Raw genomic sequence first — 14,922 nt, 5'->3', positions numbered from 1 at the left:
ATGTTCCAGATCCGACAGTGATGCCTCGATACTTCCCATTGCCGTGAGGGATGATCCATGAGACAGGTCGTGCATTCTGATCAGGAGAAGAGTCAGGCAGGGTTCAAGCGGGAATTGACGCTGCTTGATGCGACGATGATTGTGATTGGCTCGATGATCGGGTCGGGGATTTTTATTGTCAGCGCGGACATTGCGCGAACGGTGGGATCGGCGGGATGGCTGATGGTGGTGTGGGCGGTGAGCGGTGTGGTAACGATCATTGCCGCTCTGAGCTATGGAGAATTGGCCGGGATGTTCCCGCAGGCGGGCGGGCAGTATGTCTATTTGCGCGAAGCGTGGAATCCGCTGACCGGTTTCCTGTATGGCTGGACACTGTTTGCCGTGATTCAGACGGGTTCGATTGCCGCCGTCGGTGTGGCGTTTGCCAAGTTCACGGCAGTGCTCATTCCCTGGTTCAGCGAAGAGAACATTCTCTTCACGGTGGCGGGGCTGAAGATCTCCGCCGCGCAGATGCTGGCGATTGCCAACGTGGCTTTCCTGACATGGCTGAACACGCGCGGCATCCGGGAAGGCAAATGGGTGCAGGATCTGTTTACCATTGCCAAGACGGCGGCGCTGTTCGGGTTGATCATCCTTGGCTTCATCGTGGCCAAAGATCCGGGAGTGATTGCCGGCAACTTCAGCCATTTCTGGGAAGCGATGACCAAAGACGGCGCAGGCAATGTGCTGGTGCCGCACCTGAGCGGGCTGGCGTTGCTGACGGCCTTCGGCGTGGCCTCGGTCGGATCGCTGTTTGCCTGCGATGCCTGGAACGGGTCGACCTTCACCGCCGCCGAAACAAAGAATCCCAAGCGCAATGTGGCGCTGAGTCTGGCACTGGGAACGGGCAGCGTAGTGGTTTTGTACCTGATTGCGAACCTTGCGTACATTCTGCTGCTGCCCATTCAGGGCAGTCCCGCCGCCACCGACGTCGTTGGCCGGGGAATTCAATTTGCGGCGGATGACCGCGTGGGGACGGCGGCGGCTTACCTGATTTTCGGCGCTCCGGCGGCGATCATCATGGCCGTATTCATCATGATTTCCACTTTCGGGTGCAACAACGGAATGATTTTGACCGGCGCACGCGTCTACTATGCGATGGCCTGCGACGGCCTGTTCTTCAAAAAGACCGCTCAACTGAACAAACAGGCAGTGCCCGGTGTGGCGCTGATTGTCCAAGGGATCTGGGCGGCGGTGTTGTGCCTGTCGGGAAAATACGGCGACCTGCTGGACTATGTGATTTTCGCCGTGCTGATTTTCTACATCCTGACGATTCTCGGCATTTTCCGCCTGCGCAAAACCCGGCCCGATGCGGAGCGCCCGTACAAGGCTTTCGGGTATCCGGTGCTGCCGATTATCTATGTGCTGTTTGCGACCGGAGTATGCGTGGACCTGTTGATTTACAAGCCGCGCTACACCTGGCCCGGAATGATCATCGTGCTGTTGGGAATTCCGATTTATTACATCTGGAAGAAGGCCGCCGCGAGAACCTCATGAATCCCGGTGTCATTCTGCTGCAAATGGCGATTGGCGGATTGGTGTGGTGGTTTGTGCTGGGCACTGTGCTTAAGGACGACCACCTCGACTACATGCACGTGGTGCTGGCTTACGGCGTGGCGTGGGCGGTGGGGTCAGCCGTGGAACTGATCGGCGGACCCTATATGCTGGGGTTTCCCGAGATCGTTGTTCTGCTGCTGCGTACGCTGGCCAAGACGTTTGTGCTGTTGGGCTTTTTGCGGATCGAGTACAGCGCGTGGACCATCCGCCGCATCCGGCCTGCCGTACTTGTCTATTTTGCTACAGAGTTTCTGTTTACGGTACCTGCGCTGGTGCGGGCCTTTGCCGCATCGGTGTGATGATCGCTTTACCGGAGGACCTGCCCATGCTGGAAACAGCGCTGATTGTTGCTGTGCTCGCCTTCTTGGTTTTCATCGTCGGTGGCGTGTTCTTCGGAGTGCCGAAGAAGTACCTCGGCCCCGCCCTCGTGATTGCATTGCTGCTGGTGCTGGTGTACCTGTTCTGGCATATGCCGCCGACGATGATCGCGCTGTGCCTGTTCATGGCACTGGTGCTGTCGGCACGGCTGATGTTTTTCAGAGCGCCGTAACGAGGGAATAAGGGACGGCGGAGGCAATACCTTGCTCTGAATCGGTGTAGGGGAGGGTTAAGGTCTGCCGCAACCCTCCCGTCTTAGCGATTACAAGGTGTTGCACAGGCAGGGTGTTGGTGGGCGCTGTGATAGATAGAAACGGGCGGCCTTTGAAGGGCCGCCCGTTTTCTCTGGAGTGCGTCATCGCTGAACAGGATCCGCGATGGCCGCAGCCTGCAAATCGACCGCGCGAGGCAGGATCGTACATCGCGCGGCAGTGTGGTCATTTCATGAGGAGCATCTTCTTTTCGGCCACAAATCCATTCACTTTCAGACGGTAGAGATAAATCCCTGAAGGCAGATTGGTGGCATCGAAACTCACCTCATGCCGTCCCGCCGACAGGTTGCCGTTAACCAGAGTAACGACCTGCTGCCCCATCAGGTTGTAGATGGAGAGCGACGCATTGCCGGCCTCGACGAGGTCGAAGCTGATCTGCGTGGTGGGATTGAAGGGATTCGGGTAGTTCTGTCTCAAAGCGTATTCCGTAACCAGAGGCGCACTGCCCACCGGGACCGCATGCAGCGTACCGAGTGCACTCCGGCTGCCCTGACCATCTACGGCCATAAGACGGTAGGTGTAGGTTTGCCGGTTGGTGAGACTCTGATCGGTGTAGTCGTAGGTATGCGCGCTGCTGCTGCTGCCCGCACCCTGCACCCGCGCCATAACCACACCGTCACGTTCGATTTCGAAATGGTCGTTGTTATTCTCCGAAGCCGTTGCCCAGTGCAGCGTCACTTCGCCGTCCCCGGCAATGGCCGTAAAGCTTTGCAATTCGACTGGCAACACGAAGTCCAGCGTGACGCAGACGCAGCAGCCGAGAGCACCGGGATTTGCGATAATGGTGTTGGTGAAGCGCGGCGGAGAATCATGGAATACCCAGCTATCGGGATTGAACGTCCAGCCGCCGGTCAGCGGTGTACAACCGGTCGCGGTGCAGGTCGAGCATTGGGTAGAAACCGTGACCGTGGGCCGGTTATGGACATTCTGCACCGGCACGACCAATGTGGTCATGTGAGTGGTATCCAGCCGCACACAGGCTTCCACATGCTGCGGTCCGGGAGGCGTTCCGAGCGGAGTCAAGGTCACCAAGCTGTCAAAGCCGGTCGGGCAGAGGAACTGTTCCTGACCGCAGGTGATCTGCAGCGGCGGGCAGTTTCCGGCGGGACGCGTGGTCAGGGACAGGATAAACGTCCACCCTGCCCAGGACGAACCCTCAAAGTTGGCGACCTGAATGTAATAGGTTCCGGCAGGCAAACAGAGGGCAATAACGGCGTCATTCGAGCACATCCCGTTGTGGCCCTCGCCAAGCTGATGGCCGAAGGTGTCGCAATAAACAGTGAAATGGGCATCGAGGGGATTGATCAGACACTGAGGATAGAAGCCGGCATTGCAATGACCGAAGGTCCTCCCGAATTCCTGAATGATCACACTATCGGCGGTGTTCAGTGTAAACTTGAACCACTTGGGATGAGCAAAGGTGGCGCTGTCACCCATGATCGAATCGTTGAGGGCAATCTCCTGCGCCGTTCCGGGAGTCTGGTGCGGCGTTGTGCTTTCGGACGTGGGACACGGCACATACATCATCTGGAAGCGGTAGGCCGCATGGCTGGGCGTGGGCGACATGTTGCCCAAATGGATCCAATAGGTGCTGTCAGCACTCAAATGGGCGCGGACATAAGCGGTCGCGCCGCTGTCACAACTCTGCGCCACATTGTTGGTATCGGCTGCCACGGTGATGCCACCGGAGCAGCAGGCATTGGCCATAATGCGGATCGCCGCCTTTTGGCCGAAGGCAGGGAGTTGGAAACGGAAGATGTAAATGCGGCTCTCGGAGGGCCGGAAACGATAAAAGATGTCGTTGTAAGGCCAGGGGAAGGGATTGGAACAGTCATTGTCCTGATCCAGAATTCCCGTGTCGCTATAATTGGTGGTGGAACTGTCGATGACTGTGGCACCGGCGCAATAGGTTCCGCCGGATTCAATGGGAATAGCCTCCGACGCGGTGGACGATGGCTGTATGTTCTGCTCTACGGCTATTGCCGCGCTGGTGAGCGCGGTCAGCAATAGGAAAGATAAAATGAATGTTCCGATCCTGTTCATACGTGTCTCCTTGGTAGAATTGTGTTCACGCCTCTGATGAGGATTCGTTCGCGCTATTCGGTACCTAATGTACGTCTAAGGAGCGCGATTTCTATAGAGCCACGCAGACAAAATGCCATTATACAAGTTTTTAAGCGGCTCTTTGCGGCATATCCGAAATACACCTGTGGCGAGCCAAACCGAGCAGGAAGGCAAGACCTAAGCGGAAGATGATCGGGCAGCGGGAGCAGCATGCCTCCATGAACCAGTCAGATGAAGAAGCAGGTTCATGAAGTGCGCTATGAACGGATAAAAAAGAGCAAGCTCCCCTTGGGGAGCCTGCTCCGCTTGCGCTAACGTGACTGGCTGCGGCTGCTTACTTGATCAGCAGCATTTTCTTTTCGGCGGTGAAGCCATTGACCGCAAGGCGATAGACATAAATGCCGGACGGCAAATTGCCGGCATTGAAGACCAGATTGTGGCGACCACTGGTCAGATTGCCGTTGACCAGAGACGCGACTTCCTGGCCCATCAGGTTGTAGATCTTAAGGGTGGTCAGGCCATTCTCCACCAGATCAAAGCTGACCGTGGTCGAGGGATTAAAGGGATTCGGATAGTTCTGGTGCAGGGCATATTCGGTGATGACGACAGGGCCGGCCGTTGGAATGGCGGTGACCGTGCCAAGCGGCTGCTGATTGCCATTGACATCGACGGCGGTCAGCGTGTAGGTGTAGGTCTGGTAGTTGGTCAGGCCGACATCAGTATAGTGATAGGAGTGTTGAGACGGACTGGAGCCTGCGCCCTGAATGGTCGTGACGGGGACGCCGTCGCGGGCTATGACGAAGTGGTCATTCTGCAACTCGGAGGCGGTCACCCAGTTGAGGGTGATGTTCTGATCGCCAGAGATCGCCGCAAAGCTGAGCAGTTCGACGGGCAAGATGCGCTCCAGACGCACGCAGACGCAGCACCCCGTGGAGGTGGGTGACGTGGTGATTCTGTTCACCCATCCACCGCGCTCGGGGCTGAAGACCCATGCGGTCGAATCGAAGTTGAAATCGGTCAAACCCTGGCACGACTCGTTGCCGCACAACGCACAACCGGACGTCACGGTGACAATCGGACGGCGGGTTTCGCCGAGGACGTTGATGAAAATCGTCGTGCCGAAAGTAACCGCGACGTTTACGCAGGCAGACGTATCCTGCGGACCCGGGACAGGCATGTTCGGCGTGAGAGTGACGAGTGTCTCTGCCGGGGCGGCGTTCGGGCAGAGGAAGCGTTCTTCAAAGCAGGCGGTGGGCAGTATGGGACAGATTTCTGTGGTAGGGGTGCTCTGAATTTTCAGGATATAGTCCCAGCCAGCCCAGGAGGTTCCGCCCCAGTTTTCCACTTTGATATAGTAAGTAACACCTCCGGGCAAGCAGAGGGTGGTCTGGGCATCCGTCGAGCAAAGTTCGCCGTTGGCGTGTGCGATCTGGCTGCTGTCCGATGCCGGGCAGGAGCAGTATACGAAGAACTGAGCGTTGAGGGGATTGTCCATGCACAACGGATAGAAGCCGGTGTTGCAATGGCCAAAGGACCGCCCGAACTCGGAGATCGTAACGATATAGTTCGCAGACGCGGGGTCGAGAGTAAAGCTGTACCAGTCGGCATGACCGAAGGTGGAGCTGTCCCCCATGATGGAATCATTGGCCGCGATGGGCTGGGCGATCTCGCACGTGTGGTGCATAGCCGTGGTATCGCGCCGCGGGCAGTCCACGAACAAGAGTTCGAAGCGGTAGGGCGAGTAGTGAGCCGCTGTGGAATTGTCGCCAATGTGGAACCAGTACTGGGTCCCGGCGACAAGCAGAGCGCGCAGATAGGTGACGCGTCCGGTATCACAGTCTGCGGCGACCATATCCTGCACCGCATTGACGGACGTGCCGCCGCCGCAGCAGTGATTGGCCATGATGCGCAGAGCAACATCGGTGGACGGCATGCCAAGCTGAAGGCGGAAGATGTAGGTCCGGGTCAGGGTCGGGGTGAAGGTGTAGAAGACATCGTTGTAGGGCCAGGCGAACGGAGTCGAACAGTCATTGTCTCCATCAAGGATGCCGGTATCGACATAATTGGTGAGATTGCCGGGGATTACGGTGGCTCCGGCACAGTACGTACCGCCTTGATCCAGAGAGTTGCCATTATCCCGGGGGACATCGGCATAGGCTACACAGGTTAACGCAGACAACACAATAATCGCCAAAATGGATAAGCATGTCCGTTTCATTTGCGACTCCTTCATAGTGTTTTTGGTTCAGCCCCGGCATAAGATGTTTCTGCTCGCGCTTCCTATAATTTATTTTTCCGGCGGCCAAATCCAATGAGTCGGTTGGCAAATGCAAGTCTTCCTTGGATATTTTCGGCGATTTTCATTACACACTCAAAATACATCGGCAATTTTGGCCGGATGTTCTAAGGCACATGTTTTCAAAAGTTACAGCGGGCTTGCGGGTGACCTTTCAGAATCTGATGAAGTTAGATGAGATGCCTTCACGGTCTGAATTTACTGCAATCGGTTTCACTGCGACGGACTGCTGTTTCCTGCCTCCCGAAGCGGGCGAATCCCACGCAAAAAAGCGAAAGGCAACCAAATGTGGCTGCCTTTCGTTTCTCGCATTCATGTGCTGGCCTGTTCGCGGGAGCAAATCCTTCAGGACATCTCGCGCGGGGATGCCTTACTTCAAGAGCAGCATCTTCTTCTGATCGACAAAGCCATTGACGGCAAGCCGGCAGAGATAGATGCCCGAAGGCAGATCGGCCGCACTGAAGCGGATCTGATGCTGCCCGGCAGAAAGATCGCCGCTCACGAGACTGGCGACCTGCTGGCCGATCAGGTTGTAGATGGTCAACGTAGCATAGCCTGCATCTACGAGGTCGAAACGGATTTCGGTCGTGGGGTTGAAGGGATTGGGATAATTCTGATGAAGCGCGTAAGTCGTGATGGCCGGCACCATGCCGATGGGAACGGCGTGAAGTTCGTCAAGGATCAGGCGGTTGCCTTCACTGTTCACCCCGACCAAGCTATAGCGGTACGAACGGCTATTGGTCAGGCCGCTATCCGTGTACCGGTAACTGTGCTGCACCGAACTGCCGCCTGCGCCGCGGATCACAGCTACGGGAGCGCCGTCGCGCTCAATATCGAAATGGTCGTTATCGGTCTCCGAGGCGGTGGTCCAGTTCAGCGTGACTTCACCATTGCCGGCGACTGCCGTGAAGCTCTGCAATTCCACAGGCAAGACGAAATCAAGACGGATACAGACACAGCATCCTGCCGACGCCACATCGGGAATGATCCGGTTGACAAAGCCTACACCGGGCACAAAGGTGTTCCAGGCCGGATCCTGAACGGTCCAGGAAGTGGCTTGAACACAGTTGACGCCGCCGGCGCAGCCGTCGCACCCCGCAACCACCCGCACGGTAGGCCGATTGAAGGCGGCAGGCACAGGGATCACCACCCGCGTGCCGGTATTAATCGCCAGTCGTGCGCAGACAGATGTGGTTTGCGGTGCCGGGAAGGGCAGGCTGTCCGGTTGCAGAATGACCAAGGTGTCGGCGGGGCTGCCATCCGGACAGAGGGCCGTCTCCAGACCACAACTGTCGGAGAGCGCGGGACATCCTCCTGAAGCCGGGAAAGCCCTCAGGGTCAAAATAAAATTCCATCCCACCCAGGCCATGCCTTGAAAGTTTTCGACCTTGACCCAGTAGGTGCCGGGCGGGAGACAGAGCCGTGCCTCGGCGTCTGAGGAACACAGTTCCCGGTTGGCATCGAAGAGCGCATGTCCGAATGTGTCACAGTAGACGATGAAGTGCGCATCCAGCGGATTGATGGCACAGGTCGGGAAGAAGCCGCTGTTGCAATGACCGAAGCTGCGGCCCAGTTCGGTAATGATCACACTGTCGGCAGTGTCCAGCGTGAAGCGAAGCCACAGCGGGTGGCCGGCAAAGGCGCTGTCGGCCATGATGGAATCGTTCAAGGCAAGTTCCAGCGCGGTGGACGGCGTGGTGTGCAGCGACGTGTTGACCGAGTCGGGACAGGGTACGAACATCATGGTGAAGAGATAGCGGGATTCACGGGGCGTGGACGTGCTGTCACCGACATGAATCCAGTATGGCGTGCCTGCGGTGAGCAGAGCCCGGATGTAGGTGGTGTGGCCACTGTCGCACTCGGCGGGGACCATGTTGGTTGTACCCGCAACGGTGATTCCACCGGCGCAGCAGGCATTGGCTTTGATGCGGATCGCGACGTTGGTTGACGGCCAGAAGACTTGTGTGCGGAAAATGTAGGTCCGGGTGATCGCCGGGGTAAAGGTATAGAAGACCTCATTGGTGGGCCATGAAAGTGGATTCAGGCAGTCATCATCCCTGTCGAGGAAGCCTGAATCGGAATACAGTGTCGCGCCGGACGGAATAACGGTCGCGCCACCGCAATAAGTGCCTCCCTGGTCCAGGGAATTGCCGCCGATTTCCGGGTGTCCGGCATAAGCAAGGGAGACGAACGCGGAGAGCAGAATGCAGGCGGCAAGCCACACGCCAGTCCTTTTCATGCGTAACTCCTTCCAAGTTTATTCATCTATCGGAGGGTGCTTTGCGTCTCATGCGCACTGCTTAATAAAGGTTTTATCTGTAATTTTAGCTATATATTCGAGGATCCCGAGTTCGAAAGTTCGCGATTCAAGCGGCTGGCATAACATACCAAAAATACGCCTGTGCGCCCCTCAGTAACGCTTTGTGACGACCCGGAGTTTGAGCCGTCGAATGCCTATCGGAACCATGCCTCGAAGAGCGAGTAGGACACGCCGCGATACCGCTTTCGATGGTGCGGGATTTTTCGCACCGGCGCCTGCCGTTCACTGTTCGCGCAAGAGAGCCTTTTGTTTATCGAGACTCCGTGCGACGGCGTCCTGCTGCGCAACAAAACAACAAACCGGCGACCTCAGCGGAGGCAGCCGGTTTGCGGACGCGTCGATGATTTGCAGCGCTATTTGAGCACCAGCAGTTTGCGGTCGGATACGAAGTGACCGGCCCGGAGGCGATAGATATAGATTCCTGAAGCCAAGCCGGACGCATCGAAGCGGACCGTGTGGCGGCCCGCGCTGAGGCCGGTTTGAACAAGCGTTGCAGCTTCGCGGCCCAGGACATCATACAGTTTCAAGGATACGAAGCCGTTGTCCAAAAGGTCAAAGGCGATGGCCGTTGTCGGATTGGCCGGATTGGGGTAGTTCTGATGCAAGGCATAGGCGGTGACGGCAGGAAGTTCTTGAACGGCTGATCCGCTCGGCGCGCTCTGGCGGCCAGGGCCCGGCGGCTCCAGAGTGAGACACGCACAGCAGCCCATGGCCGCGGGAGCGGTGCGAATCCAGTTGGAATAGCAGCCTTGGGTGGGGATGTAGATCCACGCCTGCGGATCATAGATAAATGCGGTGGCCGGAACACAGCCTTGCGCTTCGCAGGCCGGACAGGACGGTGAGACTGCTACGACGGGAGGATGACCGCTCGGGGCCGGCACGATGATGCGCGTGGAGATGTCGAAATTCAGGCTCGCACACACGTGAACCGGCTGACCTGATGGGTCCGGAACGAGCACCACCAGAGTGTCGGCAGGAGGACAGGCACAGGGGAAGCACTCGCCACATCCGGTAGGGAGCGCACAATCGGTGTTTGAAGCCCGCGCGAAGAGTCGCAGGATGTACGGCCACGTCCCCCACGACCCGATGCCATAGTTCTGCACTTTGACATAATAGATTCCCGACGGCAGGCAGAGCGCGACGCGGGCATCTGTGGAGCAGAGTTCATTTTGTCCTTCGCCAAGCGAAAGGCCACCGCCCCATTGACAGAAGACTTGAAAGTGAGCGTCGAGATAGTTGCCGGAATTGGCCGGATAGAAGCCGCTGAGGCAATGGCCGAATTCGCGTCCCACGACCGAGAGGAAGACGCTGTCCTGCTCAGTGACGAAAAACCTGTACCAATCCGGATGGCCGGCAAAGGCGCTGTCGCCGATCAGTGAATCATTCAGCGCGATGTCCTGCGCCGTCTCCCACGTGGAATGAGGCAGGACGGTTTCGGGAGCCGGGCAATCCACGCAGAGCATTTCGAAACGATACCGCGACCCGCTGGGGGCCGGCGAATTATCCCCGGCATGAATCCAGTAGGATGTGCCCGCGGTAAGGGCGGCGCGCAGATACGTGGTGGACGGGGCATCACAGTCCGCCGCAACCTGCGCCGTTGTTCCGGCGACGCTCACACCTCCGGCGCAGCAGGCATCGGCCTTGATGCGAAGGGCCACACCGGTGGAGGGCGCTGCGACAGACAGGCGGAACGTGTAGAGTCGCGTCAGGCTGGGTGTGATCTTGTAGAACACTTCATTGTATGGCCAGGGGAACGGCGAGGAGCAGTCGTTGTTCCAGTCGAGCAGCCCCGTGTCCGTGTAGGAGGTCGCGTTCGAGGGGATGACCGTCGCCACCTCGCAATAGGTGCCGCCTTGATCCAGGCGACCGAGGGGATCCCTGTTCTGTGCGCACAGTCGCGGCAGGCCGATCAAGACGGAAAGAGTTGCCATCGCGAAGCAGAATTTCGAACGGCCGTTCATGTCTACCTCCTGCGTGTGTGGGCGTGCGGGCTCTGATGCGGCGGGGATGCGATGTCTGCAATTTAGTTCTTTGTGGACACAGTCCAACTTTTACTACGACAATTCTCCGATGTTCAACGGCCTGTCTGGTAGAACCGCAACATACTTGAACTATATTTTAACGCACCGGACCCACTCAAGCCTCCGTTTGACAACGGCGGCTCAAGCGGAATGGAGTTTATGAGGAGGCTTAGGGGGCTCGGGAAGGCACCACGGCAGGTTAAAAAGGCCATTATGGACAAGAACATCCACAACTAAACCATCATGGGAAAAATTTCACAGGAGAGGCAGGGATGAGGATTGTGGCTCATCCTGCCATATTGCGCGTGAATACGTCCATTTCCCTGACCAAACGGCTTGATAAACTCGGATAAAAGGCTTAACTTATGTATCCCATAGCTGATGCAGCTATGTCTTTGTAGGTCAACCCACACCCCGAGGCTCCGATCAGGGGCCGGCGGGCGTGATTTCCTGTAACTTAAAACATGTTCAAGAGGCCTCGGCACATGTGCAGGGGCAAGGAAGGAAAGAAAATGGCTGGAAAGTCATTCAACCCGTTTGAGATGGCTCAAACTCAGTTTGACAACGTGGCCGATATTCTGGAGCTGGATGGTGGGACGCGGGATCTGCTTCGTCAGCCGCTTCGCGAGTTCCAGTTCAGCATTCCGGTGCGCATGGATGACGGAAGCATGAAGATCTTCCGCGGTTTTCGTGTTCAGCACAGTGATGCGCGCGGCCCGTCCAAGGGCGGCATCCGTTTTCACCCGCACGAGACGCTTGACACGGTGCGTGCATTGGCCATGTGGATGACATGGAAGTGCTCGGTAGTGGATATTCCATTGGGTGGCGGCAAGGGTGGCGTGATCTGCGATCCGCACAACCTGTCGGCGCGCGAACAGGAGCAGATTTGCCGCGGCTGGATCCGTCAGTTGGCCCGCGTGATTGGCCCGCTGCAGGACGTTCCGGCTCCGGATGTCATGACCAATCCGCAGCACATGTTGTGGATGCTGGACGAGTACGAGCACATTCACGGCGGCCATTTCCCGGGTCTGATCACCGGCAAGCCGGTGGGCATGGGCGGTTCGCTGGGCCGTACGGAAGCCACGGGTTACGGCTTGATCTACACGGTGCGCGAAGCCTTGAAGCTTCTGGGCATCGATCTGAAGGGCACGATCGCGGCGGTTCAGGGCTTCGGCAACGTGGCCCAGTACGCGATTGACCTCTACACGCAGCTCGGCGGCAAGGTGATCTGTGTCGCTTGCTGGGATCAGCAGGACCAGGTCTCCTACACCTTCCGCAAGAAGGACGGCGTGGACTGGCGCAAGCTGATGGAAATCACCGACCGCTTCGGCGGCATTGACAAGGGTAAGGCCCGCGACATCGGTTACGAAGTGCTGGCGGGTGACGAGTGGATCAAGCAGGAAGTGGACATTCTGCTTCCGAGCGCCATCGAGAACCAGGTGACCGGCGCGAACGTGGATCAGATCAGCAAGCGCGTCCGCCTGATCGGCGAAGGCGCCAATGGTCCGACCACCCCCGAAGCCGACAAGGTCATTCATGGCCGTGGCATCTTTATGATCCCCGACTTTTTGGCCAACGCCGGCGGCGTGACGTGCTCCTACTTCGAGCAGGTGCAGTCCAACATGAATTACTTCTGGGAGAAGGACGAAGTGCTGAACCGCCTCGATCAGAAAATGACGAGCGCGTTCCATGCCGTGGCCGACGTCTCCAAGAAGCGTAAGCTGTATATGCGTGACGCGGCCTATGTGATCGCCGTGAACCGCGTGGCCCAGGCCTGCAAGGACCGTGGCTGGGTGTAAGCCTAAACGCTGAAACGCTGAAAGGCTGAAAATCTGAAAAGGGCGCTCTGAAAAGGGCGCCTTTTTCTTGGAAGCCAAGATGCCAAAATCGGGAAATCCTGAAGCAACCTCGAATTGTGAATAAAAGTGCGAATTGGGGTTGTGGATTTGATGGACCTTATAGTAAGGTTCTCCAAGGGGCGGAGAATGCGAGAGTTGGCGGCGCGGGAGTTATCGGCTGCATATCAATAATTCTTCATAGGGGAAAATGGGGCGGGGTGAGGGGAAGAGACTGGAGACTAAAGACTTGAGAATAGCGGCGAAAATTGCGATTTTGCAGGGGGAATGCAACATAAGGTGCGGGGGGAGGAACCGTTCTTTTGCCGCTTGCACCATTAAGGGGGAAGGCAAATAGGAAATTTGAAATTGAAAATAGGAAAAACAGAGTGATTTTTGATGGATTGCCTGCTTTTTGCTTTCTGTTTTCTGCTCCTGGGGGGATCGGTTGACTTTGGGCGGGGAATATTCTAACTTGCCTATCAGGATCTAACCGTGCGCGCGTCCCCTGTTCCCTCCCTTCGCCGAGACGGGCCGAAGGTCTCGTTGCACGGACGCCCCTGCCAGCACGAAGTATTCCGAAGCCTGCGCCGACACCTAAGCTTGTCATTCTGAAGCCCGCTTCGGGCTGAAGAACCTCGGCTTACCTGCCGGGCTAACATCTGCTCTGCAAACACTACACATCATCGCCGAGGCGGGCCGAAGGTCTCGTTGCACGGACGCCCCTGCCAGCACGAATACTCAGCGTCCATCAGAATATCCTATGACCTCGAATCTTCTTTACTACGGTGACAACCTCGACATCCTGCGGCGCTACGTCAAGGATGAGACGGTAGACCTCGTGTATTTGGATCCGCCGTTCAAGAGCGACCAACATTGCAAAGTAATATTTGCCACAACAGAAGGTGTTTCGGTATGAGTCGAAGGTCATCATTACAGTCCAATTCAAAGCCGGTGGTATTCTTTAGCCATTCGAGCAGAGATGCAGCATCGTTAATGCGACTAAAGGAGCTTTTCGAGAAGAAGACTGGTGGGGCGATTGATGTGTTTTTGTCAAGCGACGGAGAGAGTATTCCTCTCGGCAGCAATTGGGTCCATCGGATCGAGCAAGCACTCGAATCAGCGAAAATCATGTTTGTATTCGTCAGCCAGAATTCCATTCACTCCCACTGGCTATATTTCGAGGCTGGCTACTCATATCACAAGAAGGCAGAGCCAAGGGTTATTCCGCTCGGATTCCAAGGTGTTGACTTGACCCAGATCGGCCCTCCTCTGAGCCTGCTGCAAGGGTTTAACATTCGATCAGCTGAATCACTTGACAATTTGATTTACACCGTCAATGAAACCTTCGGCCATACTCATAGTGAGCGTTTCACGAGTCAAGAGTACGATGACCTTGTTGCCTTAAGCGCTCCTGCCTACAACACTGGCCTCGGTGTATTGGAAAGTTACATAGAAGATGTGTTTGTATCCACCGCGTGTGACCACAATAAGTTCGAGTCCTCGCGAGAGGCACTTGCGTACTTAGAGGCCCAGTTTGTCGAGCAGAAAATTCGTTGCCAGAGCATTGGTGACGAAGGTGGTTTCCTCGCGGTTCATTTCGAGGGCGCAACAGCATCATGGGGATATGGTGAGACTGAGGAACAGATCAACATCAGCATTGACCCAACGGTCTTGGAGCCGTACAAAGACACGCTCAAAATCTTGCTCGATGAAGTTGGTTCAAAAGGCGTTCAAGGATCTCAACTGCTCTTTCGCTTCAAACCTCAAATTGATGCCTTGACAGAGTTGCACAAAATAACGGCTCGCCTTCGTAATACGGCGGCTATGCTCCATACGAGTTACGGCATCACGTTCCACGAGTTGGTATTCTGGTTTGGACGAAACGAGTTCGCCGACAACCCAAACATAGATTTGTACGTGCGCGTTGAAGCGGACGAACTACCGATGTCGAGAATCCGCGAGCTTCTTGGCTTGCTGGCATCTTGCGGTGTTCTCTACCTGAAGTCTTGAAGGTACCAGCACCCGGTCGGAAGCCAGCCGGAGTGGGTGGCATTATGGATTGCGAAAAAGCGGCTTTGGCGCGTTCATCACCCGCGAGCCGTCTACTCTATAGGTGCGCAAGAAAGCGATTTCTGCA

General features: G+C 56.7%; 10 protein-coding genes. 6 read left to right on the top strand and 4 right to left on the bottom strand.

Annotated elements, in window-relative coordinates:
* Positions 1-57 precede the first annotated feature (57 nt).
* Genes VGL38_13445 through VGL38_13435 form a run of 3 tightly spaced genes read left to right on the top strand, consistent with a single transcriptional unit; the run spans position 58 to position 2,146 of the window.
* Positions 58-1,536, top strand: coding sequence for an amino acid permease (locus VGL38_13445; protein HEY3296427.1), 1,479 nt, complete (start codon positions 58-60; stop codon positions 1,534-1,536).
* The gene (locus VGL38_13440; GenBank protein ID HEY3296426.1) at positions 1,533-1,895 is read left to right on the top strand and encodes a hypothetical protein; all 363 of its coding nucleotides are present in this window, start codon (positions 1,533-1,535) and stop codon (positions 1,893-1,895) included. Before VGL38_13445 ends, VGL38_13440 begins: the two co-directional genes overlap by 4 nt.
* A 26-nt stretch (positions 1,896-1,921) precedes the next feature.
* Positions 1,922-2,146, top strand: a complete 225-nt coding sequence (locus VGL38_13435) for a hypothetical protein (protein ID HEY3296425.1) — start codon at positions 1,922-1,924, stop codon at positions 2,144-2,146.
* A gap of 265 nt (positions 2,147-2,411) precedes the next feature.
* On the opposite strand, the gene VGL38_13430 is transcribed toward VGL38_13435, so the two are convergent.
* The 4 genes from VGL38_13430 to VGL38_13415 form a co-directional block, all read right to left on the bottom strand.
* On the bottom strand, positions 2,412-4,289 hold the full coding sequence (locus VGL38_13430; protein ID HEY3296424.1) for a T9SS type A sorting domain-containing protein: 1,878 nt from the start codon (positions 4,287-4,289) through the stop codon (positions 2,412-2,414).
* 355 nt (positions 4,290-4,644) lie between these two features.
* Positions 4,645-6,528 carry a T9SS type A sorting domain-containing protein gene (locus VGL38_13425; protein HEY3296423.1) on the bottom strand — a complete coding sequence of 628 codons (1,884 nt, stop codon included), beginning with the start codon at positions 6,526-6,528 and terminating at the stop codon, positions 4,645-4,647.
* Between the two features lie 448 nt (positions 6,529-6,976).
* Positions 6,977-8,845: a T9SS type A sorting domain-containing protein gene (locus VGL38_13420; protein ID HEY3296422.1), complete on the bottom strand. Its 1,869-nt coding sequence runs from the start codon at positions 8,843-8,845 to the stop codon at positions 6,977-6,979.
* Positions 8,846-9,279: 434 nt separating this feature from the next.
* Entirely contained in the window at positions 9,280-10,887 is a 1,608-nt protein-coding gene (locus VGL38_13415) for a T9SS type A sorting domain-containing protein (GenBank protein ID HEY3296421.1), read from the bottom strand.
* Positions 10,888-11,459: 572 nt separating this feature from the next.
* Here VGL38_13415 and VGL38_13410 point away from each other — a divergent pair.
* The 3 genes from VGL38_13410 to VGL38_13400 all read left to right on the top strand — a co-directional run bounded on the left by VGL38_13410 (position 11,460) and on the right by VGL38_13400 (position 14,795).
* Positions 11,460-12,746, top strand: coding sequence for a Glu/Leu/Phe/Val dehydrogenase (locus VGL38_13410; protein ID HEY3296420.1), 1,287 nt, complete (start codon positions 11,460-11,462; stop codon positions 12,744-12,746).
* A gap of 799 nt (positions 12,747-13,545) precedes the next feature.
* On the top strand, positions 13,546-13,701 hold the full coding sequence (locus VGL38_13405; GenBank protein ID HEY3296419.1) for a hypothetical protein: 156 nt from the start codon (positions 13,546-13,548) through the stop codon (positions 13,699-13,701).
* Positions 13,698-14,795 (top strand): toll/interleukin-1 receptor domain-containing protein, encoded by a 1,098-nt coding sequence (locus tag VGL38_13400; protein HEY3296418.1) that lies wholly within the window; start codon positions 13,698-13,700, stop codon positions 14,793-14,795. Before VGL38_13405 ends, VGL38_13400 begins: the two co-directional genes overlap by 4 nt.
* The last annotated feature ends 127 nt before the right edge of the window (positions 14,796-14,922 follow it).

It is taken from the genome of bacterium, assembly GCA_036504735.1.
Lineage (GTDB): Bacteria > Electryoneota > RPQS01 > RPQS01 > RPQS01 > DASXUQ01.
This window is presented reverse-complemented; position numbering and strand designations above follow the sequence as displayed.